Annotated in this window: 34 protein-coding genes and 1 other annotated feature; of the genes, 22 read left to right on the forward strand and 12 right to left on the reverse strand. The window is 39.6% G+C overall.

Going from position 1 to position 25,926, the window contains the following annotated elements; all coding sequences use genetic code 11:
• The first annotated feature begins 84 nt into the window (after positions 1-84).
• From ABC361_RS03885 to ABC361_RS03905, 5 genes are all read left to right on the forward strand, one after another.
• The gene (locus tag ABC361_RS03885; RefSeq protein WP_413072766.1) at positions 85-291 is read left to right on the forward strand and encodes a hypothetical protein; all 207 of its coding nucleotides are present in this window, start codon (positions 85-87) and stop codon (positions 289-291) included.
• Between the two features lie 101 nt (positions 292-392).
• On the forward strand, positions 393-1,451 hold the full coding sequence (locus tag ABC361_RS03890; RefSeq protein WP_413072767.1) for a tetraprenyl-beta-curcumene synthase family protein: 1,059 nt from the start codon (positions 393-395) through the stop codon (positions 1,449-1,451).
• A gap of 54 nt (positions 1,452-1,505) precedes the next feature.
• Positions 1,506-1,985, forward strand: a complete 480-nt coding sequence (locus ABC361_RS03895) for a GNAT family N-acetyltransferase (RefSeq protein WP_413072768.1) — start codon at positions 1,506-1,508, stop codon at positions 1,983-1,985.
• Positions 1,986-1,989: 4 nt separating this feature from the next.
• Positions 1,990-2,880 (forward strand): aminoglycoside 6-adenylyltransferase, encoded by an 891-nt coding sequence (locus ABC361_RS03900; RefSeq protein ID WP_413075711.1) that lies wholly within the window; start codon positions 1,990-1,992, stop codon positions 2,878-2,880.
• Between the two features lie 102 nt (positions 2,881-2,982).
• The gene (locus ABC361_RS03905; protein WP_413072769.1) at positions 2,983-4,200 is read left to right on the forward strand and encodes an MFS transporter; all 1,218 of its coding nucleotides are present in this window, start codon (positions 2,983-2,985) and stop codon (positions 4,198-4,200) included.
• A 17-nt stretch (positions 4,201-4,217) separates the two neighbouring features.
• Here ABC361_RS03905 and ABC361_RS03910 read toward each other — a convergent pair whose 3' ends face one another.
• The 3 genes from ABC361_RS03910 to metG form a co-directional block, all read right to left on the reverse strand.
• The gene (locus ABC361_RS03910) at positions 4,218-4,613 is read right to left on the reverse strand and encodes a RidA family protein (protein WP_413072770.1); all 396 of its coding nucleotides are present in this window, start codon (positions 4,611-4,613) and stop codon (positions 4,218-4,220) included.
• A gap of 122 nt (positions 4,614-4,735) precedes the next feature.
• Complete coding sequence (locus ABC361_RS03915) at positions 4,736-5,494, reverse strand: class I SAM-dependent methyltransferase (RefSeq protein WP_413072771.1); 759 nt, start codon at positions 5,492-5,494, stop codon at positions 4,736-4,738.
• A gap of 371 nt (positions 5,495-5,865) precedes the next feature.
• Positions 5,866-7,515 (reverse strand): methionine--tRNA ligase, encoded by a 1,650-nt coding sequence (metG, locus tag ABC361_RS03920; RefSeq protein WP_413072772.1) that lies wholly within the window; start codon positions 7,513-7,515, stop codon positions 5,866-5,868.
• 44 nt (positions 7,516-7,559) lie between these two features.
• Positions 7,560-7,820, reverse strand: a binding site (T-box leader).
• Positions 7,821-7,872: 52 nt separating this feature from the next.
• On the opposite strand from metG, the gene ABC361_RS03925 reads away from it, so the two are divergent.
• Both ABC361_RS03925 and ABC361_RS03930 read left to right on the forward strand, forming a co-directional pair.
• Complete coding sequence (locus tag ABC361_RS03925) at positions 7,873-8,838, forward strand: helix-turn-helix transcriptional regulator (RefSeq protein ID WP_413072773.1); 966 nt, start codon at positions 7,873-7,875, stop codon at positions 8,836-8,838.
• A 61-nt stretch (positions 8,839-8,899) separates the two neighbouring features.
• Positions 8,900-9,388 carry a DinB family protein gene (locus ABC361_RS03930; protein ID WP_413072774.1) on the forward strand — a complete coding sequence of 163 codons (489 nt, stop codon included), beginning with the start codon at positions 8,900-8,902 and terminating at the stop codon, positions 9,386-9,388.
• Positions 9,389-9,427: 39 nt separating this feature from the next.
• Here ABC361_RS03930 and ABC361_RS03935 read toward each other — a convergent pair whose 3' ends face one another.
• The 3 genes from ABC361_RS03935 to fosB are packed head-to-tail and all read right to left on the reverse strand — an operon-like array spanning position 9,428 to position 10,240.
• Complete coding sequence (locus tag ABC361_RS03935) at positions 9,428-9,574, reverse strand: hypothetical protein (RefSeq protein WP_413072775.1); 147 nt, start codon at positions 9,572-9,574, stop codon at positions 9,428-9,430.
• Positions 9,575-9,613: 39 nt separating this feature from the next.
• Entirely contained in the window at positions 9,614-9,805 is a 192-nt protein-coding gene (locus ABC361_RS03940) for a hypothetical protein (RefSeq protein WP_413072776.1), read from the reverse strand.
• An 18-nt stretch (positions 9,806-9,823) separates the two neighbouring features.
• Positions 9,824-10,240 carry a metallothiol transferase FosB gene (gene fosB, locus ABC361_RS03945; RefSeq protein WP_413075712.1) on the reverse strand — a complete coding sequence of 139 codons (417 nt, stop codon included), beginning with the start codon at positions 10,238-10,240 and terminating at the stop codon, positions 9,824-9,826.
• 408 nt (positions 10,241-10,648) lie between these two features.
• On the opposite strand from fosB, the gene ABC361_RS03950 reads away from it, so the two are divergent.
• The 3 genes from ABC361_RS03950 (at position 10,649) to ABC361_RS03960 (ending at position 12,434) form a co-directional block, all read left to right on the forward strand.
• Entirely contained in the window at positions 10,649-10,972 is a 324-nt protein-coding gene (locus ABC361_RS03950; protein ID WP_413072777.1) for a YqfO family protein, read from the forward strand.
• Positions 10,973-11,057: 85 nt separating this feature from the next.
• On the forward strand, positions 11,058-11,477 hold the full coding sequence (locus ABC361_RS03955) for an Rrf2 family transcriptional regulator (RefSeq protein WP_413072778.1): 420 nt from the start codon (positions 11,058-11,060) through the stop codon (positions 11,475-11,477).
• A 63-nt stretch (positions 11,478-11,540) separates the two neighbouring features.
• Entirely contained in the window at positions 11,541-12,434 is an 894-nt protein-coding gene (locus ABC361_RS03960; RefSeq protein ID WP_413072779.1) for an NAD(P)/FAD-dependent oxidoreductase, read from the forward strand.
• A gap of 73 nt (positions 12,435-12,507) precedes the next feature.
• Here the strand turns inward: ABC361_RS03960 and ABC361_RS03965 are convergent, their stop codons facing one another.
• Both ABC361_RS03965 and ABC361_RS03970 read right to left on the reverse strand, forming a co-directional pair.
• Complete coding sequence (locus ABC361_RS03965; protein ID WP_413072780.1) at positions 12,508-12,825, reverse strand: AzlD domain-containing protein; 318 nt, start codon at positions 12,823-12,825, stop codon at positions 12,508-12,510.
• The gene (locus ABC361_RS03970; protein ID WP_413072781.1) at positions 12,818-13,507 is read right to left on the reverse strand and encodes an AzlC family ABC transporter permease; all 690 of its coding nucleotides are present in this window, start codon (positions 13,505-13,507) and stop codon (positions 12,818-12,820) included. The genes ABC361_RS03965 and ABC361_RS03970 overlap by 8 nt, the downstream gene beginning before the upstream one ends.
• Positions 13,508-13,813: 306 nt before the next feature.
• Here ABC361_RS03970 and ABC361_RS03975 point away from each other — a divergent pair, with 306 nt between their 5' ends.
• From ABC361_RS03975 to ABC361_RS03990, 4 genes are all read left to right on the forward strand, one after another.
• Positions 13,814-14,365 carry a helix-turn-helix domain-containing protein gene (locus tag ABC361_RS03975; protein WP_413072782.1) on the forward strand — a complete coding sequence of 184 codons (552 nt, stop codon included), beginning with the start codon at positions 13,814-13,816 and terminating at the stop codon, positions 14,363-14,365.
• 115 nt (positions 14,366-14,480) lie between these two features.
• Positions 14,481-15,056 (forward strand): LOG family protein, encoded by a 576-nt coding sequence (locus ABC361_RS03980; RefSeq protein ID WP_413072783.1) that lies wholly within the window; start codon positions 14,481-14,483, stop codon positions 15,054-15,056.
• Complete coding sequence (locus ABC361_RS03985) at positions 15,053-15,826, forward strand: alpha/beta fold hydrolase (RefSeq protein WP_413072784.1); 774 nt, start codon at positions 15,053-15,055, stop codon at positions 15,824-15,826. The genes ABC361_RS03980 and ABC361_RS03985 overlap by 4 nt, the downstream gene beginning before the upstream one ends.
• Entirely contained in the window at positions 15,823-16,560 is a 738-nt protein-coding gene (locus ABC361_RS03990; protein ID WP_413072785.1) for a hypothetical protein, read from the forward strand. Before ABC361_RS03985 ends, ABC361_RS03990 begins: the two co-directional genes overlap by 4 nt.
• 45 nt (positions 16,561-16,605) lie before the next feature.
• Here the strand turns inward: ABC361_RS03990 and ABC361_RS03995 are convergent, their stop codons facing one another.
• Positions 16,606-18,057, reverse strand: coding sequence for an aldehyde dehydrogenase family protein (locus ABC361_RS03995; protein WP_413072786.1), 1,452 nt, complete (start codon positions 18,055-18,057; stop codon positions 16,606-16,608).
• Between the two features lie 271 nt (positions 18,058-18,328).
• Between ABC361_RS03995 and ABC361_RS04000 the strand changes: the two genes are divergently transcribed.
• On the forward strand, positions 18,329-19,405 hold the full coding sequence (locus ABC361_RS04000) for a hypothetical protein (RefSeq protein WP_413072787.1): 1,077 nt from the start codon (positions 18,329-18,331) through the stop codon (positions 19,403-19,405).
• Positions 19,406-19,533: 128 nt separating this feature from the next.
• A complete protein-coding gene (locus tag ABC361_RS04005) occupies positions 19,534-20,082 on the forward strand; it encodes an NADPH-dependent FMN reductase (protein ID WP_413072788.1) in 549 nt (182 codons plus the stop codon).
• 34 nt (positions 20,083-20,116) lie between these two features.
• Here ABC361_RS04005 and ABC361_RS04010 read toward each other — a convergent pair whose 3' ends face one another.
• The gene (locus ABC361_RS04010) at positions 20,117-20,440 is read right to left on the reverse strand and encodes a thioredoxin family protein (protein WP_413072789.1); all 324 of its coding nucleotides are present in this window, start codon (positions 20,438-20,440) and stop codon (positions 20,117-20,119) included.
• Positions 20,441-20,539: 99 nt separating this feature from the next.
• Between ABC361_RS04010 and ABC361_RS04015 the strand changes: the two genes are divergently transcribed.
• The 3 genes from ABC361_RS04015 to ABC361_RS04025 all read left to right on the forward strand — a co-directional run bounded on the left by ABC361_RS04015 (position 20,540) and on the right by ABC361_RS04025 (position 22,609).
• Entirely contained in the window at positions 20,540-21,016 is a 477-nt protein-coding gene (locus tag ABC361_RS04015; protein ID WP_413072790.1) for a metal-dependent hydrolase, read from the forward strand.
• Positions 21,017-21,140: 124 nt separating this feature from the next.
• The gene (locus ABC361_RS04020; protein ID WP_413072791.1) at positions 21,141-21,863 is read left to right on the forward strand and encodes an ABC transporter ATP-binding protein; all 723 of its coding nucleotides are present in this window, start codon (positions 21,141-21,143) and stop codon (positions 21,861-21,863) included.
• A complete protein-coding gene (locus ABC361_RS04025; RefSeq protein ID WP_413072792.1) occupies positions 21,863-22,609 on the forward strand; it encodes an ABC transporter permease in 747 nt (248 codons plus the stop codon). Before ABC361_RS04020 ends, ABC361_RS04025 begins: the two co-directional genes overlap by 1 nt.
• Before the next feature lie 46 nt (positions 22,610-22,655).
• Here ABC361_RS04025 and ABC361_RS04030 read toward each other — a convergent pair whose 3' ends face one another.
• Positions 22,656-23,393, reverse strand: coding sequence for an NADPH-dependent oxidoreductase (locus tag ABC361_RS04030; RefSeq protein WP_413072793.1), 738 nt, complete (start codon positions 23,391-23,393; stop codon positions 22,656-22,658).
• 145 nt (positions 23,394-23,538) lie between these two features.
• Between ABC361_RS04030 and ABC361_RS04035 the strand changes: the two genes are divergently transcribed.
• The gene (locus ABC361_RS04035) at positions 23,539-23,730 is read left to right on the forward strand and encodes a DUF899 family protein (protein ID WP_413072794.1); all 192 of its coding nucleotides are present in this window, start codon (positions 23,539-23,541) and stop codon (positions 23,728-23,730) included.
• Positions 23,657-23,827, forward strand: coding sequence for a hypothetical protein (locus ABC361_RS04040; RefSeq protein WP_413075822.1), 171 nt, complete (start codon positions 23,657-23,659; stop codon positions 23,825-23,827). Before ABC361_RS04035 ends, ABC361_RS04040 begins: the two co-directional genes overlap by 74 nt.
• An 18-nt stretch (positions 23,828-23,845) precedes the next feature.
• Here the strand turns inward: ABC361_RS04040 and ABC361_RS04045 are convergent, their stop codons facing one another.
• Entirely contained in the window at positions 23,846-25,132 is a 1,287-nt protein-coding gene (locus tag ABC361_RS04045) for an alpha/beta hydrolase (RefSeq protein ID WP_413072795.1), read from the reverse strand.
• Positions 25,133-25,318: 186 nt separating this feature from the next.
• Between ABC361_RS04045 and ABC361_RS04050 the strand changes: the two genes are divergently transcribed.
• Positions 25,319-25,921 carry a DUF998 domain-containing protein gene (locus ABC361_RS04050; protein ID WP_413072796.1) on the forward strand — a complete coding sequence of 201 codons (603 nt, stop codon included), beginning with the start codon at positions 25,319-25,321 and terminating at the stop codon, positions 25,919-25,921.
• Positions 25,922-25,926: the final 5 nt, after the last annotated feature.

Raw genomic sequence — 25,926 nt, forward strand, 5'->3', positions numbered from 1 at the left:
TATGGGATTTTATAAAAAATTTAGAATTTATTAGCGATCAATCATTTATAATGTAAGAGAAACTCATTAGAAAAGGAGTAGGGTATGAGCGATAATGTGCTGTGGTATGGGCGTTGTTTGTTTGTGACAGGTGCACTCTTATTTGGATTGCTTCAAATTGCTCTTGCCATTGGTATTCATGACGAACCATTTTTATTAGGGGCAATGGTTGCTTATTACGCCAGCATCATCTTTTTTGTAGTTGGACTCGGAATTATACTGGCTGATATTTATCGAAGTCAAGGTGAGTAATTCTTACAACCTCGTGGCAATTGAGGATATCATTTAGTATTTTTTTATTTTGATGCTACAATATAGGGAAATTGGAAGTTGTGAAGCTGGAGGAATTTTGTATGCAATCTGTCCCAACAAATGCAATAAAAGTCGTATCAAGAGCGAAGAAGGAAACGATTCCTCAAGCGCATGAAGAGCTACGTCACTGGAAAAGTGAAGCATTAAAAATAAATGATGACGAAATTAGAGAACAAGCGGCTTGGACCGTTAGCGACAAGACATTTCACGCAGAGGGTGGTAGCATCATTGGGCTTCTTTCTGGTGCCAATAAAGACCGCTATATTCAATTTATGGTCGGCTATCAGTCGATCTGTGATTATTTAGATACCCTTTGCGATAAAAATGATAGCCATAATCCAGACGATTTTCGTTCGATTCATGATGCGCTTTTAGACACACTTGAACCGGAAAAGGACTTTAGTGATTATTATCAATACCGTCCTGGTTTTAATGATGATGGCTATCTGCAAAAGTTAGTCACACGCTGTCGTGAAGCCGTAACATTGTTCCCAGGCTTTGAGGTTATGAAAGACGATATGAAAGAAGTGGCACAATACTATATTGACTTCCAAGTGTATAAGCATGTGGAAGAAGAAAAGCGTGAACCGTTGTTAAAGAAATTTTACGAAGACAATCAACACCTTGTACCAGGTATGCGCTGGTATGAGTTTGCTTGTGGTGCGGCTTCAACGCTCGCTCTTTATACCCTTGCGGCGTATGCAGCAGCGTCTGAGCGAACGAAAGAAGAGTCGAAACATATTAAAGAAGCATACTTCCCGTGGGTACAAGGTTTGCACATCATGCTTGATTACTTTATCGATCAAGAGGAAGATCGCTTAGAAAATGAGATGAACTTCGCTGCGTATTACGAGTCAAAGGAAGACATGATGGAGCGATTCCGCTTTTTAGATGAGCAGGCAAATGAAAAGCTTAAAGGACTTCCAGATGAAAAATTTCATCTGCTTTTGAAAAAAGGGCTTTATGCGCTTTATCTTTCTGATGGAAAAGTGGCAAATAATCCTGAGTTGAAAAAGGATGCAAAAGAAATTATTAAACTAGGTGGGAAGTCAGCCGCATTTTTCTTCCAAAATCGCTGGATGTTTAAGCGCGCTATTTAAATTTACGCACCTCGTAGAGATTCATGCGAGGTGCTTTTTATGGAGTGGAAGAGTATGAACATTAATACAATTAATGATGGAAATAGGCAATGTGCTATAGATTTTTTTGTTCAGCATTGGGGTTCTCCAATTATGGTCATTGCAAGCGGTACGTATAATTGTAGTGAACTCGAAGGGTATATGGCAACAGATGAATCGGGACAAACCGTTGGATTAATTACATATAAGGATCGAGATGGGCGTTTTGAACTTTTGTCTCTAGACAGTGTGGTTGAGAAAAGAGGAGTTGGAACGGCACTAATGGTAGCAGTGGAAACACTTGCCAAGCAAAAGGGGGCAAAAGCCATTCACCTTGTCACAACAAACGATAATCTTTATGCATTAGGCTTTTACCAAAAGCGAGGCTACGTGCTTTACAAACTACATAAAGATGCCGTCAAAAAAGCACGCCTCATTAAACCGGAAATTCCTTTTGTTGCGGAAAATCAAATTCCGATCCGTGATGAAATAGAATGTGTCAAATACATCGTATAAGGGAGTGTCTGCGTTGCGAACGGAAACAGAAATGATGGACCTCATTCTAACAAAAGCGGCAGAAGACGACCGTATTCTGGCAGTCTATATGAATGGATCGAGGACAAACCCTCATGCACCAAAAGACCTTTTTCAAGATTATGACATTGTCTACGTTGTCAGGGAAACGGCACCGTTTGTTACGGATCGCACGTGGGTCGACTATTTTGGTGAGCGACTTATGATTCAAGAACCTGACAAGAATGATGCCGCGGTAGGGAAACCAGTAAATAACCATAAATCGTATACGTATTTAATGCTGTTCACTGACGGAAATCGCATTGATTTACACGTGGAGACGGTAGCTTCTATGCAAGAGGGTTATGAATCAGATTCTTTAACCGTTCCGTTGCTTGATAAAGCGGGTATATTGCCTTCAATTGCGCCAGCGACAGATCAAGATTATCGAGTGAAAAAACCGACGGAAGCTGAATTTTTAAACAGTTGCAATGAGTTTTGGTGGTGTTTGCAAAACGTAGCGAAAGGAATATGGCGTGATGAACTACCTTACGCAAAAGAAATGTTTGAGCAGGTTGTCCGAGTGCCATTAAACGAAATGGTTTCTTGGTGGATTGGACATAAGCATGGTTTTCAAGTAGCTACTGGGAAAATGGGGAAGTATTTTAACGTGTATTTGCCGAAAAACATGTGGCTACAATACGAGCAGACGTATAGCGGGCCTAATGTGAAAGCGTGTTGGACATCCATTTTTGCAGCAACATCTTTGTTTAGTGCTTTAGCGAAGGAATTGGCGAAAGAGTTCCATTTTATGTATCGTCAATTTGATGAAGATAATATGTTGCTGTATTTACGACATGTACAAGGGTTGCCAGCCGACGCTAAAACGATTTTTTGAGCATCTCCCACGAAGTGCTTTTTGTTTTTTGTATTGTTTCGATGAATCGTTAGGGATACAATATTCTAAATACATAGAATAGGGGAGATGGTTTTTGAACCGATGAATTCGAGGTCGAGGGTTGTTGCAATTGCACTTATTACTGCTGTCACGGTTTTAGGCGATTCCATGTTGTTTATAGTTCTCCCTCTTTATTGGGAGGACTTTGGTTTAACGGAAGTGTGGCAAGTTGGTGTACTTTTGGCGATTAATCGTTTTGTACGCTTGCCGATTACACCGCTTGTTGGTTTGTTTTATAAAAAATATGATGTTCGAGTAGGTATTCTACTTGCGGTTTTTTTGGCAGGTCTTAGTACACTGTCGTACGGTTTAGCGAGTGGGTTTGTTGTACTTCTCATTATGCGCATGTGTTGGGGTATTGCGTGGTCATTCATCCGACTCGGTGGCATGCTGACGGTAGTGTCGTCTTCAGAGGATTATAATCGAGGCAAGTTAATGGGTTTATACAACGGACTTTGGGGCTTAGGTGGATTAACGGGAATGTTAGCAGGGGGCTTTTTTATTGATATCTTTTCCATTACGGCTGTGACGACCATTTTTGCAATGGGTTCGTTCCTGCTTCTTCCATTTATCTATCTTTTAATTCCTAAGACAGAAGAGAAAAAAGCCGCACAAGAGGCCGCAAATAAGTTTAAAAACCTTGATTTATCTTTCCTCACTCCATATACGCGCTTAGTCATCGCTACGAGCGCGACGATGGGTTTTATTGTATTAGGCATCTTTGCATCTTCTTTAAGTACACTGATTGGTCAAAGTTACGATGCCCAATGGACGCTTTTTGGAACGATCATTAGTGTTACAGCATTAGCCGGAGCGATTCAAGCCTTTCGCTGGTCATGGGAGCCATTTATTGCGCCCTTATTCGGACGAATGGTTGATCGGACAGATAGTAAGCATGTACTCATTCTCATTCCGCTATCTGTTAGTATCATTACGTTTTGGTTATTAGGATATGTAGACGTGATTGTTCCTTTGCTTATCGTTATTTTTGTTTTTCAGTTAGCTTCAACGATGTTTGTCACGGTTACAGATACGTTAGCTGCTGGAGCTGCGGCTAAAACCGATTCTGTAAAAATGATGACCCTCCATACCATTATGGTCGATTTAGGCGCTGCATTTGGACCATTGCTGTCATTCTTAATTTTGTTTTGGTTTGATCTAAACATGGTCTTTTATGTGTCGAGTATGATTATGAGCGTTCTAGCTGTTGCATGGTTAATTTACGGTATAAAACAGAAGAAACCCATGAGTAGAGCTTGATACTCATGGGTTTTTTATTATTCATGTATTGGTTGCGCAGCCCAAGCGTCGATTTCTACTTTAAAGGGGGGAGCAGCCAAAGCAACAACATACATCATGGTGGTACAAGGGAGATGTTCGCCTAGAAATTGGTTTATGACTTCACGTCGAGACTCGCTATTAAATTCGCCTACTAAATAAAAGACGAGTTTCGTTAAATCTTCTACGCCCATGCTCGCTTCTTCTAGATTCAACTTAACATTTTCTAATGCTAGTTTAAGCTGATCGATAGGTTCTTCAGGTACGGAACCGTCTAAAGCCATTCCTAATTGCCCTGATAACGTTAACCACCTACATGGTTCCGCGATTTCCACTTGATGGACGTACGGTGCAACTGGTGGATGGACAGTTTGAGGGTTTCGGTTAATCTTCATCGTCTTTATTCTCCTTACATGTTGTAAATTGAGCACGAACCTTAGTCTTTTTTGACAGTTTATTTCCTGGGGAATAAAAAGTATGTCAATTGGTGGAATCTAATCTGTATCTTGTTCTCAGATTAAGTTCTGGTAGCCTTAATTAAAAATCGATGTTGAGTGAAGTCGATATAGCCGCATTGTTCGATTCTCTCATGAATCTTCCTCAGAGAATGCTCATACGTTTGAACAGAGAAATCAGGTACTTGCCAAGGGATGGCGTGTAAATAGTAAATAACGGCACCGACATCATAAAAACGTTGTGTCCCAACATGTTCTTGGGCGTCATCGATTTCTAGAGAGGTTTTTGAGAACATGTTTAATGCCGAGCTTAAATTCCAGCCGGAATACGTTTGATCGATATCAGCGCCTAAGGCTGCGTTTAAATCACGACAATCTAAGCCACCAACTTGTTGTGTTAAAAACGTTCCGCCTTTTTTCAATAGACGAGCTAGTTCCTTCACACAGAAAGAATCATGTTGATTTAAGATTAAATCAAACGTGTTCGTTGGTAAGGGGATGTGGCGATCGTCTTCGAAAGAGACAACATGAACACCAAGTGGCTTTAAGCGGTTTCGAGCAATTTCTAGATTCGGTGCATATCCTTCTGTTGCGTAAACGATTTTTGGGAAGGGCTGTAATCGTGAAAAAAACTCCCCTCCGCCAGTCCCCATATCAAGAACGGCTTCTGAATCTTTAATCATTGAAAGTGCTAGCGAACCATAGGACCACGGCAATAAACTACTGCCAAACCGTCCTAATTTAGAAAGGTGGGAAAAATCCCAGCCAGAAAAAAATTGATTCTGTTCCGATACATAGTAGTCAAATAAATGATTTGTCATCGTTTCTCTTCCTCCATTCATCATTTTTAGTAAGACAAGCTTGATGAAGAAGGAGGTCCGCGAATAAAAGATGCATTGTGTTATAAAGGATGATAGAAGGTTGGCAACGTGGTCAACTCCTTAATTTGGTTATTAGTAGTATTTCAAATGAGAAAGACAATTGTCAATTTTAATTCAGAATTTTTTTATTTTAATGTTTACTTGAGTTGGAAAAAGAGAATAGATACTGAAAAAGTAAGGAGGCATAAAAATGGATTCTCTTACCCTCTGGTTAATTGTGTTAGCCATTATTGTCTTCTTTTCATTAGGAATGATGGCTTATACATCAGTAAAGAAATAATGAAAGGGACATTCTCTTAAGCACCTAAAAATCAATTTTCTTTTTTAGTAGCTAAATGATTCAAACGCTCAATTTCTTCATCAATGACTCGGACGTCGATACGCTCATATAGTGGGTGGAATTGTTTTATAGGCAACGCCGATGGTTCAATTGATTCCCAAGTAAATGAGTCAAGGTGCAGTAATTCTTTGAGTGCATGACTAGAGAAAGGCAGAAATGGGTGTAGAAGCTGAGCATAGTTCACAATCATGTACAAACACTGGTATAACGTATAAGCGCATGCGTCAGCGTTCTGTTTCATTTGTGCCCAAGGTTTCTGCTCGTCAAAATATTTGTTAGCAGAACGAATTGAAACAAAGATACCCTCAAGCGCTGTTTTCATATGGCCTTTTTCAATCGACGATCCTACCGATAAATAAAGTTGGTTTATCTTTTCTCTCAGTAAGGGATCAACCGGCTGTTTTGGTAACACGCCACCAAATGATTTTAGAATAAATTTCACTGTACGTTGAACAAAATTGCCGTATGCTCCTAGTAATTCGCTATTGTGACTGTAAACAAATTCACGCCAAGAGAAATCGCCATCTCGTTGTTCAGGCGCGTTAACAGTTAGGTAGTAGCGAATGGTATCAGCATGAAAACGTTGAAGAAGATCAGGTATCCATACGGCCCAATTTTTGCTCGTTGAAATTTTTTGGCGCTCAATTGTCACATATTCATTTGATAGAATATAGGTCGGTAGACTAGAATTCTTTCTTAATCCCATTAAAATTGCCGGCCATATTAATGTATGAAAAGGAATATTATCCTTTCCGTGAACATAGTAAGAGCGGGTGTCATTCTTCCAAAATGTACCGTAATCTTTTCCAGTTAACTTGCTCCATTGTTTGCTGGCAGTATAGTAGCCTGCAACTGCTTCAATCCAAACATAGATTTTCTTATTGTTGAAGCCTTCTAGTGGGACAGGTACGCCGTAATCAAGGTCTCGCGTTGCCGCTCGATCTTGCAACCCTTCATCTAAATAACGTTCTGTTAACGTAATAGCATTTTCTCTCCATAAATTTTGAGCTTTTGCTTGGTGCACATAAGCTCGTAACTGGTTTTGGAAGTGAGACAGAGTGAAGTCGTATTGTTCGGTGTTTTTAACTCCTGGTTGTTGAAGACAGATCTTACAACGTCTGTTATCTAAAATAGTCGGATCAAGCAATGTCGCACAATGATCACATTGATCGCCTCTAGCATCCAGTCCGCATGTTGGACAAGTGCCTTCCACATAACGATCTGGCAAAAACTGCTTGCAGTGGTAACAATAGACTTGTTTAACCCATCGCTTAGTTAGATGGCCATTTTCAAATAATTGTACGAACATTTCTTGAACGGTTTGATGATGATCTTCAAGATCCGTTCTTGTATAAAGGTCATAACTAAAGCCTAAATCTGTAAAATTCTGTTTAAACTCTTCGTGATAGCGATCGGCAATCGTTTTTGGGAAAGTCTCTTCTTGACGGGCACGAACCATAATCGGTGTCCCGTTACAGTCGCTACCAGAAACGTAAAGCACGTGTTCCCCTTTTTGGCGATAATATCTCGCTAGTATATCTCCAGAAAGTAAACTGGCGATATGACCAACATGTAGTGAACCATTTGCATAAGGCCATGCACCACCAATAAATATTGCCATTATTTATCCCTCCTAAAAATAAAAAAACTCGCCCTCAGAATTTATCTAAGGACGAGTGTTATACCCGTGTTACCACCTTTGTTTACTCGTTACTCACATAACAAGCCTCAACAAGTACGGAACGTCAAAATGTTCGTATACCCAGGCATTTGTAACGAGTGACTACGCTCGTCACCACCTAACAGCTTGCTCGGTGGTGCTGCTCAGAGACCATGTTCAACCAATTGTTCTTTGCTTCTTTTCAGCAACCGAAGCTCTCTGTATAAAAACGTTGATTGGTTTACTTTCCTCATCATCGCGTTTTGTGTATATGGTTTCTTATCATAGCACGAAGTAAGATAAAAGCAAGGAGATCTTTTGAAGAAAAAGGGTGAAGGGATGTCAAAGTCAGCACGGTTGATCGAAATGATGCTTTACATCAATGAACGGACGAAATTTACGGCGACGGAATTATCCGATCATTTTCAAGTTTCGTATCGGACGATCTTAAGAGATTTAGAAGAATTGAGTACGTTAGGTGTTCCTTTCTATTCTGAAGTTGGACACGGAGGGGGATACTATCGAATCTCTGAACAAATGCTCCCACCGTTATTTCTAAAAGAAACGGAGGCAGTGGCACTTTATTTTTCCTTTCAATCGTTAGCGTATTTTCCGACTCTCCCATTTAAGACGGAAACGGATTATGCACTCAAAAAATTAAAACAACATTTCTCTAAAGAAGCGCGAGAAACCATTGAAAAGATGAGTGGAAGAATTGTCTTTTGGAGTCCATCACGTCACCATCAGGCGAATTACCTAGAAGAACTCTTACATGCCTCAACCAACAGGGTGCCAATTCGAATTACGTATCAGAAAGAAGATACGCAAATGGAACGAGAGATTCAGCCGATTGGTCTTTATAGTTCCTATGGATTCTGGTACTGCCCAGCTTATTGCTTTGAGAGAAAAACCATTCGATTGTTTCGTGCTGATCGTATAACCGCCGTTAAAAAAGGGCAAGAAAAAGCCGTAGCCCTACCATATGAGTCGGTTCTTGATTGGCTACACCAAGCGGAGGAAGAATGTGAACATCCCCTTTCTTTCATTGTGGATTTAACACGAACAGGTGTCAGGAAAGCGCAATCGATGATGGACTTGGAGAGATTTATTCATGTAGGAGCGAATGGAGAAGCTCAACTTCAAGCAACTGTACCGCTTAAGGAAGTTCGATATTTTACTGAAATGATTTGGAATTTAGGTTCGGAGGCGACAATCAAAGAACCGCAAGAAGCGATTGATTTTATACAAGAGAAATTGCAAAAGATATGGTCAAATTATCAGTAAGGTGACAGCTCTTGTCACATTAACCATTTATACTTGAAAGGAAAGAAAGGAGTCGTTCAATATGGAGGCAGTCCAATCGATAAAAGAAACAGCGTTACACGAGCTTGAAGTAGGTATTCGTTCAATTGAAGGGTTACTTAAAAAAGTGAAGGAGGAGGATTTATCCTACAGACCTTCAGAAAACATGCGCACGATAAAGGAGTTAATCGCGCACATCATCTCGATTCCTGAAGTTGATCTAGCCATCATGCAGGAACATTCTGAAGAATATATTCGTGCATTAGAGCAAAAGTACGAGACGTTAGCTGCTACTGAAGATAAGATGACACATATGTATAGTGGGTTCGAGCAGTATAAGGCGTACGTGATCTCTTTATCGGATCAAGAATTTCTAACGAAAAAAACAGCCCCTTTTTACTTGGAAACAGGCTCAACCCAAATTCAATGGCTAATGGAAGTAGTCACACATATATTCCATCACCGTGCCCAGCTGTTTACTTACATGAAACAAAGCGGCTATGACGTAAATATGTTTGATTTGTATGTGTGAATATGAATAAGAAGAGGGCGACAATGGAGCGTTGCCCTCTTAAAGTTGCTGCTGAATTTCATTTGCGAGAAGCCATTTATCATGATCGTGAATCCAGTTCTCTACTGTAAAAAGACGACTTATCTGCTCCTCATTTTTCTCCACAATTAATTCATAAAAAACGACGGCTTCATTGTCGTTCTTCATTCGAATAAGACGATTATGAAATCGTTTCTTTGCACCTCGTCATTCATCGACAGACTGCTGCATGCCAATTAAAGCTTCATCTTTCGTGAAAAACAATGGTTTTTCACTTGATTCGTAGAAAAAAGTAACGAAGTACGAGTCTGTCATTCTCTCCAATTTACTAGTTTCACCTGTCTGCATGGCATCATGCCAATCCAAAATAATCTGATCATGCACCTTTTCAAAATTCATCGATGAGCTCCTTTTTGATTAATAAAATGTTAAATGACTTTTTTCTGTGCGATAGTAATCGAGTCGGTCTTGTAAGGTTCCAGTATGGTACTCAAATTTATGGCCGTCTGGATCGGTAAAATAAATCGACTGTTTATCCTTTTTGTCTCGTGTTCTTCCGCTAAGAATGTTGACATTTAACGCTTCCAGCTCCCTCCACGTATTTTCATATTCTTCTTCCTTTATAGAGAAAGCAATGTGGGTATAGGATCGGGCGATGTCGTTTCGAGGAATGCTTTCCTCGACGTTAAGCGCAAGCCAGATGCCATCTAAATCGAAATAAGCTAGTTTTTCTCCTTTTACGAGAAGGGTTGCGCCTAGCGCTTGTACATAAAAGCGAATGGACTCTTCTAAATCCGAAACAGAAAAGGTTAAGTGGTTAATGGCCAATAGGATCACTCCAAGCTAATAGATTTTAAAGCGATTCTCTTTTTTGTATAATGAAAACAGAACTTTTAGATATCTTTTATTGATTTTAGTATGCAAGCTATAAAATTTCAATGGAAGTAGAGTATTAACGGATTTAGTATGAGGCTTAGATAGGGGAAAAAGAATGCTTGAAACGAGAATTGTAGACCGTTATGTCAATGCCATTCAAGTGTCTAGACAAGAACCAACGCTCGTGTTCTTGAAAGAAATATGCCGGAATCATGTCAGGTAAAAAAGTAACGAAAAAACTTATAACGATAGAAGATTTGCAAATGTGTTTAATAAAAGAATTTCATTTATCTTATTTACCAGTAAAAGATAGCATTCGTTTATTAAGAGAAAATGGAATTGCATTATTCAAATAAGGAGATTCGTATGGATATTAAACATGTGAAGGTGGAAGTATTGCTTCCAGAAGAGACAATCGTTCCTCTACGCGATGCGCTACATAGCAAGGGGTTTTTAAAAGTCGGAGATTATGATCATGTGGTTTCGTTTTCGTATGTTCATGGATATTATCGTCCATTGGAGACGTCAAATCCTTTTAAAGGCGAGAGAGGAATCATTCAAACGGGGACAGAGTGTAAACTGACTTTTCGTTGTATGTTGGAAGAAGTACGTGCTGTTCAAGCTATTATTGAACGTGTTCATCCATATGAAGAACCTGTTATGTATGTTATACCATTGCTGGAGATTTAAATGAAAAAGTTGACGAGCTTCTGTATGCATGATAAACTGAATTAAAGATATAAAAGGTCTGTAATAACGTCTGTAGGTGATGAACGTGAAATATTCAAAAGCGACAAACTATGCGCTGCATACAATGGTCTTTTTAACTACGGTAGAAAAAGGGCGCTCAACAGGCGTGGACGTCTTAGCGAAAAAGCAAGATGTGTCACCAACGTATTTGTCTAAAATCTTAACGAAGCTTGTAAAAGCAGGGTTAGTGGATTCAACACCAGGGGCAAATGGTGGGTATAGCGTAGCGCAATATCGAAAAAATATCTCATTTTTAGATGTTATTCATGCGATTGAAGGCCAAACGGTGATGTTTCGCTGTTCATCTGAGCATGATGATGCGGAACAGAGTCATGATTGTCTAATTGAACAAGCGATGACAAACGCAGAAGACCGGTTAAAAAAAGAGTTAAGTGAAACGTACATTGCAGAGATTGCTATGAAAATGACTGCTGTCAAAGAGTAGTGATTCTCTTTTTATTGTTATTACAGACATAATGAATCTATAATATCTAAAAAGGGTGATGACATGATAGATGCAGTGATTATTGGTGGAGGGCCTGCAGGATTAAGCGCAGCCCTCGTATTGGGAAGAGCCAAGCGAGAGGTCGTTTTGTTTGATGAAGATCAACCAAGAAACCAAGTGACGGCACACTCTCACGGTTTTATCACACAAGATGGAGTGAGCCCGGCAACGTTTAAAGAAACCGCATTGGGAGATCTTAAGAAATATCCGCGTATTCAGGTTGAAAACCAGCGAGTAACAAGCGTTAAGAAAGGAGGCTCATTTTTTATCGTTGAAGCAGAAGGGAAAACGGTAAAAGCACGTAAAGTTTTACTTGCGACTGGTTTGACTGACGGTCTACCTGATGTTAAAGACGTTCATTCATTTTATGGGAAAAGTCTATTTCCTTGTCCATTTTGTGATGGTTGGGAACTTCGTGATCAACCATTGCTTGTACTTGCAGAGAGTGATCATGCATATATGTTCACGAAAATAATTTCGAACTGGAGTAAAGATTTAGTGCTCGCTACAAACGGCAAGAACCTTTTAACAGCTGAACAAGAGAAAGAACTTACATCGAGAGGGATTCGAGTAATGGATGAAAAAATCGATTCTCTGATTGGTGAAAAAGGCAAATTGAAGAGCATCCGTTTTGAAACTGGTGTTGAATTGGAGCGTGTTGGAGGATTTGTTACCAGTCAATTGCAGCAAGCTTCTTCGTTAGCTGATCAGATTGGCTGTAAAAAAAATGAGCAAGGTGGATATGAAGTCGATGAGTCTAGTCAGTCTAGTGTTGAAGGGGTCTATGTAGCCGGTGATATGACCATGAATCAAGCACAGCAGATTGTCCTAGCTGCTGCGAATGGGAGTATGGCTGCAAGTCGAATGGTTGCAGCACTTGCATTTGAAGATTTTTAAACGAGACCCCCCGTTATGTAACGACGGGGTATTGTTTGATTTTAGATTATTGCCACTTTTTACAGGGCAATTCTCATAAAAATGTGCGCGTTAGGACTCCGATCAGTACGCCAATCACTACTGAGAGAAGAAACCGTTTTGAGAAATAAAAAATAAGTCCTGTACATAAACAAACGAGTAAAGTTGGGTAAGAGATCAGAGTAGATGAGGTCTTTTCAATTGTCAACACTTGTTTCACCAATAATGTTGTGAGAATGGCAACGGGTACATACTGAAAATAAAGTTCCGCTGTACGGTTTAGTTTAATGGTACCTAACAAGTTCAATCCAATAAAACGAATGGAAAACACAATAATGGCTAGTAGGCCAATTAATAACCACTGATCAGTCATCGTGTACAACCTTTCTTTTGATTTGAATACCTACAAGTGGTGCAATTAAAGCGGAAATGATAATGGTTATGCTGTTTGCTGGAGTAAGCCATTCTAGAGATAATGTAATGATGATAGCTACTGCTACCGTAACCCACGCTGCAATATGCGTTAACGCAGGCATAAGCAAAGCAGTAAAAGCAGCAGGAAAGGCAAGATCTAAGCCAAATTTCAAAGGATCTATTTGATCCCCTACCCACACACCTAAAAAAGAAGAGATTACCCAAGCAATATAAAACAACAGCGTCACAGTAAAGAAATAAGGAAGGTCGGTCCCTTTAGTAGCAAACCGGGCCTTCGCAAGAAAATAAGGTTCATCGGAAACACCGAAAACACTAAGAAAACGCCATTTTTTACTTATGCCTCCAAGGTCTTTGGATAAATCCATTCCATACAAAAAGTCACGTAAATTTAAGAGGAAAGCAGCGAATAAGATAGCTGGAACAGTTGCGCCCGCTGCATACATCGCTACGGCAACGAGCTGAACGGAACCAGCAAATAAAAGAAGCGACATCACGGTAGCGACTATAATCGAGAAATCGGCTTGATTGGCAAGGATTCCGTAAGAAACACCATATGATGCGATTGCGATGGCAACAGGTAAACCATCAGCTAGCCCATCTTTTAATGAACGATTACCCATGACTTCTCCTCTCGATGTATTGTATACTAAACAAAATGTATATTTAAATTTACTTTATTGAATGATAACAGCAACATTGTTTGTAATAGTTGTCTTATTAAATGGAAATGGCGACGACTCCTATGGGAACAGCACGTGACCGAAGACAATGGAGCGGTTTTTGCGGAATGGCTGAGGCCGTGCCCAAGGAAAGCGTTCGCCATTTAAATTGTTTGTCCGTTATTTTCCTATCAAGCTTGAAAGAAGAAATTGATTCTATTGTATATTATAATAAACTTTATGTAAATTAAAATAGTTGAGGTGAGTATGATCGAAGGAAATGTTACTCGACAAATTGGTGAACGAGTTCGGACATTACGTCATGGAAAAGGTTATAGTCTTGAAGGTTTTGCAGAATCTATTGATATAAGTAAGCTGACGTTACTAAAAATAGAGAAAGGTGAAGGAAATCCGACACTGTCCGTCATCTGGAAGATCGCAAATGGTCTTTCGGTTCCTGTTTCCTCACTCTTAATGGTTGAAGAAGATGTTGAAGTAGTGAGAAAGCAGCAATCAATCGAATTGGCTAGTCAAGATAAGAGCTTTGTAGTGGAACCTCTTTTCCAAAAAAAACATTATGAACTATATCGAGGTTATTTGCAGCCGGGTGCTGTCTATCAATCTGAGGCACATGCTCAAGGTGTAAGTGAGTTTATCACGGTCATGGAAAATCAATTGGTTGTGCATCTAGAAGGGGAAAAGTATCATTTGGCACAACATGATGCCATTCGTTTCCGTGGGAATCAACCACATGCTTATGAGAACCCTTCAACCGAAATAACAGCAATTCATTTTGTTATCTCCTACGAAGGTTTGTAGTGTAAACGATTTCATTGCGACATTTCTATTTAAAAAACAGGGGAACGAAGAAAACTGTCGAATCGTTATGTTAGGTAGGAATGAGAGTATTTAGAGACAGAGAGGATTTTCAAAGATGATAAATGCGTTAGCCGTTTTTTGTGGATCGAGTAGTGGAATAAACCCCATTTATATTGAGGAATCGAAGCGTCTGGGAGAATTACTCGCTGACCAGAAGCGAACACTTGTGTACGGTGGTGCGCAAGTAGGATGTATGGGCGCTATCGCCGATCAAGTGTTAGAGAAAGGCGGTCATGTCTTAGGAGTCATTCCGAAAAGATTAAAGCGAGTTGAAGTGGCGCACAACCATTTAGACGAGCTCTATGTTGTTGATACTATGCACGAACGTAAAGCAAAAATGGCGGAACTGGCAGATGCGTTTGTGGCGTTGCCAGGAGGTGCAGGAACCTTAGAGGAATGGTTTGAGGTGTTTACTTGGGCACAACTTGGTTATCATCAGAAACCTTGTGCTATTTTAAATGTAAATGGCTTTTATGATCCACTTTTGTCGATGATTGATCATACGATTGAGCAAGGGTTTATGAATCCTGCCTATAAAAAGATGATTCTTTTTGCCTCAAGCCCTGAAGATCTGTTGCAACAATTAGATGACTATCAGCCGACCTATCTATCAAAGTGGAGCGAATCGTGAGCACAAGGCTCTCGTTTCAAGAAACAGGTAATAGGGACAGCCCCCTCCTCTTCTTTATTCATGGTGGAGGGGTGAGTCGATGGATGTGGCAAAAGCAAGTTGATTACTTTACTGCGTATCACTGCGTTGCTGTGGATTTGCCTGAACATGGGAAGAGTCGAGAGGTTGGAAACTTTTCAATTGGGGAGAGTGCAAAGCAGTGCCTTGCATTAATAGAGGAAAAAGCAGCTAATAAAACTGTTCATCTTATTGGGTTCTCTCTTGGAGCACAAGTTGCGATTGAAGTGTTAAGTCAGGATTCTAATCGAATCACTTCTGCAATGATTAACAGTGCCCTTGTGAGTCCGTCATCATTATTAAATCGGAGTGTAGCCTATACTGCTCAACTCGCGCTCCCTCTGGCAAAATGGGAAAGGTTCGCTAAAGCGCAAGCAAAGGTGTTGTACATACCGGAAGACCAATTTTTACTTTATTATTGCGAATCGAAACAGATGCGAGCTCAGACATTTGCGCGTGTGATGAAGGAGAATTTGTCTTTTTCCATTCCACCTTCCTTTCGCGACGTATCGACGAGAATGCTTGTAACCGTTGGTGAAAAAGAATCTCGTCTCATGCGTAAATCATTACTCGAATTAACCTATGCAAATGAACAATGTCAGAACCTTACGATAAAAGGGTATGGTCACGGTTATAGTCTCGCTAATCCAGCGGCTTTTAATTCACTTCTTCAACGTTGGATTGAAAAAGAAGAATGGTGGGATGACAATTGATACACATCATCGCAACAGAAACAGATGTTCAGTGGAAGAAACAAAAGAAAATGAAAGAACAGCTTGAGGATGAATTTAACCATTTTTGTGAGAAAGTAAACGATGCATTTTGTATTGTTGAAAAACCGAATACAATAATTTGGACGCCTGCGGAACATGTCATGAATACATTTTCGACAGTGCCAGTTCCAGCTTTCACGAGAAAAAATCAAATCTATCTTACTGGGGATCTGTCAGAGTGGTCAACTTATTTTCTTCACCTTTTAACAAAACCCCCTCAAACGAATGTAAAACAGTATTTTGAAACTTTTAATCAGAAAAATTTGTTAACGATTATAGGCCACGAATGGATGCATCACTCGAATTTATTTGTTGATGATTTTGACGAAGGAAGAGAAGATGAGATTTGGTTTGAAGAAGGAATGTGTGATTATATCGCGCGAAGATGGCTATTGACGAAAACCGAGTTTGAAGAAATTGTAAATGTTGAACAAGCACTCGTGCATCAATATGCAGAAGCGTTTTCATCTTTTACACTTGATCAATTTGGCCAGCAGACGTATGAAGAGTCTACGACGAAAATTATGTACGCATATTGGAAGAGTTTTTTAGCTGTCAAAGACATTGTGGAATCAGGTGATTATCTTCATGTGCTTGATGTATTTAACTGCTATCAAGACTGGCATAAACAAGGAAGAGAAGGAAAACTCTACGATTACTTAATGGCAAAATAAAGAAAAGCACATCCTCTTTGTAAATGAGGATGTGCTGCTATTGGATTAGAAAGGGAACTGTCTTCGTCCGCTTTGCACTCCAACCCATTGGAAGGTAGTGAATTTATCGAGGGCCCATTCACCACCGAAACGACTAAGTCCAGAGGCTTTTTCGCCACCGAAAGCAACATGTGCTTCATCATTAACAGATTGATCATTTACATGAATCATACCGGTGTTAATTTTTCTGGCGACGTCCATACCGCGAAAGCGATCGGTTGTGAAAACGGAACCACTCAGACCGTATGGCGTATCGTTAGCAATATCAATGGCCTCTTGTTCAGACTTCACTTTAATAATTGGCGCGACAGGACCGAAAAGCTCGGTTTTCGCAACGGTCATATTCGCGTTGACATTCGTTAGAACCGTTGGCGCAAAAACAGCACCTGTTGCAGATCCTCCAGTCTTGACAGTAGCGCCTTCTTTAATGGCTGTATCGATTTGTTCTGTTAGGTGATTTAGTTGATCTTGATTAATGATAGGTCCAACAATGACGTTTTTATCTGCAGGATCTCCTGTTGGCAATTCGTTGGTGCGTTTAACAAATTGTTCAACAAACTCATCATGAACGTGCTCATGAACAATAATGCGATTTAGCGACATGCAAATTTGCCCTTGATGTAGAAATTTACCGAAAATCGCGGCATTCACCGCAGCCTCCACATCTGCATCTTCTAGCACGAGCATAGCGTTATTTCCACCTAACTCTAACGTCGTTTCTTTTAAGTGTTTACCAGCAAACTCTGCGATGTGACGACCTACTTCTGTTGAACCAGTAAATGAAATCAGCTTTGGAACCGGATGCTCGACAAACGCATCACCAATTTCTGATCCTCGTCCCACTACAACGTTTAAGACACCAGCTGGGAAGCCAGCTTTCTCAAAGAGATAACCGAAAAGTAATCCTGCACTAACAGGCGTATCTGAAGCGGGTTTCAGTACAGCTGTATTTCCAGTTGCAAGGGCTGGTGCAATCGAACGCATCGCTAAATGGAACGGGAAATTCCATGGACCAATAATGCCAACAACACCTTTAGCTTTACGATAGACGTAGTTTTCTTTACTTTCATTTTCAGAAGGTAAAATTTGTCCGTTCATCCGAGTCGGATAGGTCATTGATTCTTCAATAACAAGCCGTGCTGAATCAAGTTCTGCCTGAGCTTTAGCCACTGTGCTACCTGATTCTTTTACAAGCCAATCAATAATCATTTCTTTTTCATCTTTTAACACATGAAGCAATTTATGAAATCGATTACGTCGCTTCGACGGAGCTGAATTAGCCCATTGAGGTTGCGCTTGAAGTGCCGCTTGATAAGCATCATCTAGATCTTCTTCATTTGCAGATTGAATAATTTGAATCGTATCTTCTGTATATGGGTTTTTATTTTCAATTGTTTTATCACTACGGCCTGTCAGCCATTCACCGTTAATATATTGTTTATCTTGTGGAAATGTCATAAAACCTTGTCCTCCTCTTAATATCGTACTACACATATTCCCAATGAAAGAAGGAATCAAACTGGGAGAGAATTTCGTCTTAAAACGTGACAAGAAAGAAGCTAAAACACAATTTTAGCTAATTGTAAATGAGTTTGAATGATTTTTTACTGGGAAATGGAAGGATATTTATTTAATTTAATCGAATAAAGGGAGAAGTGAATGGTTATTCATTAAACCGATGACGTTTTGCGGTTTAAAATTACATTAAACAGGGTGGATTTATTGACTTATGCATAATGAGATTATAGAAAGATATCAATTAGATCGTAAAATGATTGAACGTGATGGTATTGAGTATTTAGTCAGTTGCGGGGATATGATTGATTTTGAGCAAATAGTCATTCTGTTGGAAGCTTTTTTTGAAAGTACAGAGGCAAGGAAACAAATGGCAACTTACTGCCGGACTACAACAAACCGAGCAAGTATTAAAGCAGCATTTGAATACACATCGCTGTACAATTTAGATGAGGAACAACATTATTTGTTCGAGATGTACGAGCTAGATAAAGAATTGAAAGAGCATGTATTCGTTTATAAGCTTGCAAAAGAATCAAAAAAACTTCAAGGTTCTGTACCAATGATTATGGAAAAGGCACGTATTTTATATGGACAAGTAGACGATGATTCGTTAAAACTAAAGCTTGATTTAATCATACAATATGAGCTATTAATTAGTAACCAAGCTTCAGGCTCTAAATTTTATGAAAGTATGCTTTTAAAATTACGTCAGTTAAAGCCAAATTACGTGAAGACTGTCTTGCTTACAAGATTAATTCACTATTATTCTCGATCTCTCTTTATTGAATCGAATGATTGGGAGGAAGCAGAGAAAAATTGTTTGGCAAATATCGTCAATCCACTTGCCCCACCCATATTTAAAGGAAGCGCTCACCATATAGCAGGTTACATCGATGCTTTATCACAAAAAGGGGAGCGAGGGGTGAAACATTTATGGAGTGCGGTGGATTATTATCAAATGACAGAAAATTTCGATGTTGTAAATAAATTGAAGACAAAGGGGATTCCGTTTTGCTTAAATTTATATCAACAAGATTTCCCGAAAGAATTGTGTTTTGAGGATGTCAATCATGCAGAACAGGCTCATTATTACATTGTACGGGATGAGCGGAGTAAAGCAGAGCATGTCTTGAAAGAGATACTAGCAAGTGATCAGACCTGCTTTAGAGGGAATTTATATTGGGCATATTTAAAACGAGATGCCGCACACTTACTTCAGTTGGCATGTGATTACAAGCGAAACGCATTTGAGCTGAATTTAATTAAAACGTTTGCAAAAAAAATGTAAGTAAGTGTGGTTAAGCTTGTCGCATTGTCGAGAAGCTTTTTCTTTTATTAGAATGGTCTTAAATGATTATAACTATTGAAAAAGGGGAACGGGTTTCTACAAGAATGAAAAACGAGAGGAGTCATTTCATGAATGTCGCTATTCTTTGCGGAAGTTTGCGTAAACAATCGTATAATCGAAAACTAGTAAATACCATCAAACATTATGCACCTACTCACTGGACGTTTAACGAAATTCCTATTGGCACGATTCCTTTTTATAACGCAGACATTGAAGAAACTGGTGACCCTAAAGAGGTCACAGCGTTAAAAGATGCTATAAGACAAGCGGACGGTGTGTTAATCGTGTCACCAGAATACAATAATGGCATGCCTGCAGCTGTAAAAAATGCCTTGGACTGGGCGGCAAGCCCTCCAGATGAGTCCCCCTTACCGAAAAAGCCATTTGCTCTCGCCGGTGCATCGCCGCAAGGAGCAGGGACGGTGCAAGCTCAAACGCAAATTAGACAGACCCTAGTTGCTATTGATGCACATGTCATGCCTGGACCGAAATTATTAGTCGGTCGCGTTCATACTCGAATTGGAGAAGATGAAGAGAAGATGACAGATGAATCAACGGTCAAACGAATTAAGAACTATGTAAATGTTTTTGATGACTGGATGAAGACGTTTAACTAATCATTGTGCAAGAAGCCTAACCTTTCTTTTAGAGTTAGGCTTTTTTCAATTGTTCAAACTGGTGCTGTAATTCCTCCATTCGAATAAAGCGACTTGCTCGATACCATTCTCTCCCTTTGAGAAAAATTAAGATGGTAGGAACCGTAAATACTTCATACTGGCTAGGAACATCTTCGGCATCGTCTAAATGAACATAGGCCGTTTCAATAAACGGATAATGGGTTAATTGTTCCTCTACTTTTGGCCATAAGGCGTGGCAAACTGAACAATTTTCTTTAGAAAGATAAATGAGCGCAACATGATGTTGGTCAATAAATTCGTTTAAATTGCTTGTGGTGTGTAGATTATAGATCGACATGTTCATCATCCTTTTCTTACTGTTTTGCAAATAATTTGCATACGTATGTTCGTATTTGTGATAAAATGAGTCGTTGTCACATTATTAGAGGAGGGAACGATGACTGGAAAAACACATCTTATTGGCGGCATAGTCGCATGTCAGGCAGCTGATATATTCATTCTTAACAACGATGGTTCATTTGGTTTTTATGCTGCCGGATTCATTGGTGCTCTTATACCCGATATTTGCCATACTCATTCAAAAATTGGACGAAGATTACCGGTATTGTCCAAAATCATCGGATCGGTTTTTGGTCATCGAACGTTTACCCACAGCTTGCTGTTTCTTTTGCTAACAAATCTTTTATTCCTTTACTTCTTTCCTGAACAAGAAGGGATTCGAGTTGGTTTTTTAACTGGGATGATTTCACATTATGTATTAGATGCCATGACTGTACGGGGCATACGGCTTTTTTACCCTGCGTCGCTTCGGTTTCGTATTGCTAAGCTAAGAACAGGCGGTAAGGTAGAGGGCGTATTCTTAGTTTGTTTGACGCTATTTATTTGTTGGTTGTACGTACGCTACCAGATGTAATTAATAAATTATATTGATTATTATTTAATACTTGTTATAATTAATGGAGTGTCTAAGCATAGATTGCACGAATTTGGAGAAACGTATACGTATACGAATTCTCCCACGAGAAAGGAAGATGTCAATGGTTGCCGAAAAGGCCATTGAACTTCAAGGTGTTACATATAAAATCGATGGAACAACGATTTTAAATCGAATTGATGGTTCATTTTATAAAGGAAGAATTACCAGTCTTGTTGGTCCTTCAGGTGCAGGAAAGACATCATTGTTCCGATTATGTAATGGCATGAGAACAGCAACTGATGGAACCATTCAGTACAATGGAAAATTGTTATCAAGCTATGTGCCAACGGAGTTACGTAAAAAGGTTGGGATTGTGTTACAACAAGCGACGATGATCAACGGAACAGTAAGAGAAAATTTAGTCTTACCTCTCACATTGGCAAATGAGCAGTTGAAAGACGACGCCGTCAAACAATCGTTAGAGGAAGTCGGGCTTGCTGCTTCAACGATGACGAAACAAGCAAAAGAACTATCAGGCGGTCAAAAGCAAAAATTATCAATTGCTCGAACGTTGTTAAATCAACCAGACGTTTTGTTATTAGACGAAATTACGTCATCATTAGATCGCGTTTCCGTCCGAGAGATTGAGCATTTAATCGAGCAAATTCATGAACGGTATGGAACAACTATTATTTGGATTACACACCAAATTGAGCAAGCGAAACGACTATCCCACGACAGTTGGGTGATGATGGACGGCCAATTAGTTGAGCACGGTTCAACGCAAATTCTTGATCATCCTCAAGATCTTCGTGTCATTGAATTTTTGAAGGAGGAACGATAATGAGTCTGATCTCACTAGTACTGACGCTCATCTTTGTTCTTATCCCTCTTCTATTGTCACAAACGTTAAGGTTAGGGCTGAACCGGGATATTGTAGTCGCAACCATTCGATCAATTGTACAATTACTAGCTGTTGGGTACGTGTTACAGTTTGTTTTTGATTCGGAGAGCTATTTATATATTGGTTTGATGATCGCATTAATGATTGGTGCGGCAACACAAAACGCGCGGAAAAAAGGAAAATCGATAAATGGAATTACGTGGAAATTAATTGTTACGTTTCTTTCCGTCCAATTTTTAACGCAAGGGATATTATTAGGCTTATCAATCACACCAGCAACGGCACAATATATTATTCCAATAAGTGGAATGGTTATCGGAAATTCGATGGTGCTAGGAATTTTGTTTTTAAATCGATTTACAGCTGAAGTTGAAGCACGGCATGATGAAGCGGAACTTATTTTGAGTCTAGGTGGAACACCAAAACAAGCGATTCATAAACAATTAATATCATCCATTCAAGCGAGTACAATTCCTACGATTGAAAGTCAAAAGACAATCGGACTTGTGCAGTTACCTGGGATGATGAGCGGGCAAATTATTGCGGGAGCGGATCCTGTGCAAGCGGTATTGTTTCAGCTACTGATCTTATTTTTATTACTAACAACTGCAATTGTGACGAGCATTATGTTAGGTTTTTTATCGTATCCGACTTTGTTTAACGATCAGATGCAACTAAAGCAGTAACAAAAAAAACATGGGTATCCATGTTTTTTTTGTTCATTGCGTTGTCTTAGTCATTTTTACGAAAATGAAATCCTTGTTTTTCTAAGCTTTGACTTGTTTGAGGGATTCCTTTGTCATGACTGTAATAGCGAGCGACGGTTTCCGTCCACGTTTTTTGGATAGGGCGAGACTGCATATACGTTTTTATCGCATCTTCGTATTGTTGAATCGCTTCAAGTTGGTCATGTTGATAGGAATCTTTATGATAAAAAGCATGAACTGGCAAACGAGGTTTACGCTCATTGATTTCGTCAGGATAGCCAATCACAAGACCAACGATTGGAAAAACATATTTCGGAAGATCAAGGACACTCACAACCTCTTCTGAACGTGTACGAATCGCACCAATTGGTACAATTCCAAGACCCATTGATTCTGCTGCGGCGATGGCATTTCCCATGGCGATGCCAACGTCGGTTGTCCCAACTAGTAAGGTATCGACATTTTCAGCAGCTTCAAAAGATTGCCCATCGGCTTCTAGCGCTTGACTAATGCGATGGAAATCTAAATTAAATGATAGAAAAACAGGTGCTTGATCAATCCATGGCTGTCCAATAATCTCAGATAGCTTCTTTTTCTTGTCAACGTCAGTGACCCCAACAATACTAAGTTGTTGCGCATTCCCCCATGTAGGTGCTGCTTGAGCCGCCTCAATAATGACTTGAAGCTGTTCTTCTTTAATAGGGTCAGGTAAGTAATTGCGGACTGAATAATGGTTTTTTAACGTAGCTATGGTTTCGTTCATTCTTAATCCCTCCTATAGTTGTTATAACAAAAACAAGCGCATGAAGCATCTGAAACGCTTTGTCCATATTACAACCGTTATAATTTGAATTTTCAGTTAAGATAAAGCTATACTAGTATCAGTCAAAGGGAAAGGAGGTTGGGAATTGTCGGACGATTGTTGTCAAACAAATAAGAATGAGCAGATAGAAAATGAATGGGAAATTGTCCACGCACGATTTCGAGAAAAAGAGAAACAATTGACAAGAGCGAGAGATGAACTGAATGCGGAACGAAGACAGTTACCGAAAAAAGAAGTTACGAATCTTAGGCTATCTGGATATGACGCCGCTCGGTAGGCAAGAGAAATGGGAGCAGGCACCACCGGCAGTAAAAGTGAAGCAGACTGATACGTATGAGTGGTGGCGACATCATGATCGTTATAAGAATGAGTAAAAAGCGACAGAGAGTACCTCAGTCGCTTTGATTTAGAATACGAGATGATAAAATTTCAAGAAGTTCTTCAGATACAGGCTCCTCACTACGAATCGCCGAAAGAGCTTCTTCCTCGATGTCTTCAGATACATGACGCAATACATGACCCATGTCTTCAATAAGAAGAAGCTCTGTGTCGTTGTTTGCATCATGTAGAAGATGAGCGTCATCGACAGGAATTTGTTGGTCATTCTCCCCATGTATCACAAATGTAGGGAAGGTCACATCTTGTATGAGTTCAGCAGGGTCATAAGCCATCCACGATGAAAGAAAAGGTTGAACGGATTGATTAAATAATGATTGGAGTTCAAGACTAACTTCATCAACAGTATCGCCATTGGAAAGGTGGTCGATAATGTCAGCGGATTCTTGTAAAAGTTCATCTGTAATCAACGGGTCTTCTTCAATTTGCTCCAGTAAGACATCATCAATTGTTCTCCCTGCGCCAGCTAAAGAAAAATAGGCATTTACGTTTTCTTCTAAAGCGGCTGCTAAGCCAACAAGGGCTCCTTCACTATGACCGATCACGTAAACAGAGGTGAATGCTTCATTCTGACTGGCATACTTTAACCACGCGACTGCATCCTTGATATAATCATCAAACGTCGTCTCTGCACTATTTGGAGCTAAGTCAAGGTTATCTCCAATGCCTCGCTTATCATAGCGGATAGTAGCAATGCCGTTCTCATTCAAATACTCTGAAATTAATTTCAAGTTATCATTTCTCCCTGGAAGAAGATATGAATTGCCGTGCTTATCTGTCGGGCCTGAACCTTGTAAAATGAGCGCAACGGGGTATGCATCTTGTTCTTCTTGGGGAAAATCTACTTTTGCTTTCATGACTTCAGAAGAATCTAGTGTTAGAACGGTTAATTCCTCTTCTTCTTGAAAGCGAAGGTGAAAGGGAAGCTGTTGGCCTAGTTGAGTAAGTTCGCCGCTAATTTCCTCTTCCTCTCGTTCTCCTTCAAATAAAATTGTCTGTCCCTGTAAGGTAGTCTCTAAAGAAAGACGCTGTTCATCTATCTCAACTGTATCAAAAGGTTCGTCAAAAATGCCTTGCACGGGGATGGATAAAGTTGCTTGATCCTTTTCTACTGAGATCTCAATAGAGAGCGGTTGCATCGGGATAATGATTTCTCCTTCCCAATTGCCAGTGAGCGCATAAGGTTTCTCCGTCTGTTCAGGTTCGATTGTTTCCTGCTGGCAAGCGGATAACAAAGATAAAAAAAGAATCATAGCTGTTGAATAAGAAATCTTCGTGAACATATGTAACCCCCTCTGAAATAAAGGTTAAATTTTTGTAAGGGTGCAAACACCAAAAAAGCATAAATAGAAATATAAAGAACGTCAACTCCTCTATACAACATATTCAACAAAGGCTTGCGGAATCCTTGAAATTCAAGGATGAAAACAGAGCATATGAGTTTATCCATCTATTAACGAGGTGAGTCTGTGAGAATTTCTTTTCGAGTGGGTCTGTTAGGTTGGATTGTCCCGCTTCTATACTTTCTTTATGAACCATTTGCGATACAAGCATCACGAGTCCCTTACTCATATATTGCCCAACCGATGAGTGATTTAGGTGTGACAGCATGTGGAATTGGTACGTACCCTTGGGCAGATTATGCGATTTGTTCTCCTCATTCTTCATTAGTAAATGTTCTATTTTTTGTTACGGCTGTATGTTTATTGATAGGGATTATAAGTGTCTATCAACGCTTACCGTTAGCGTCATTAGGAAAGTTTAGTTTTTTACTATTAGCTCTTTTTGCGATTGGAAATGGGTTTAGTGCCATACCTGCTAATATAAGCTTTGCGTGGCATACATATCCTGTGATGTTCATGTTTTTAGTTGCGCCAGCGTTATTTGTTATAGCAAGTCAAATCAAACAGGGGAAAGTGTTCACGTATAGCATGGCAACTGGCTTACTATTCATTAAACTAGGTATCATCGTTATGGTTTTTTTCCCAGTTGAAATTGGAGGAATTCTTCAAAGAGCGTTTTATTTAGTGTTTTATTGTTGGGGGCTAGGGATGATGATGAAACTAAAATAAATGTT

Origin of the sequence: Shouchella phoenicis, assembly GCF_047238345.1 — a bacterium.
GTDB lineage: Bacteria > Bacillota > Bacilli > Bacillales > Bacillaceae_D > Shouchella.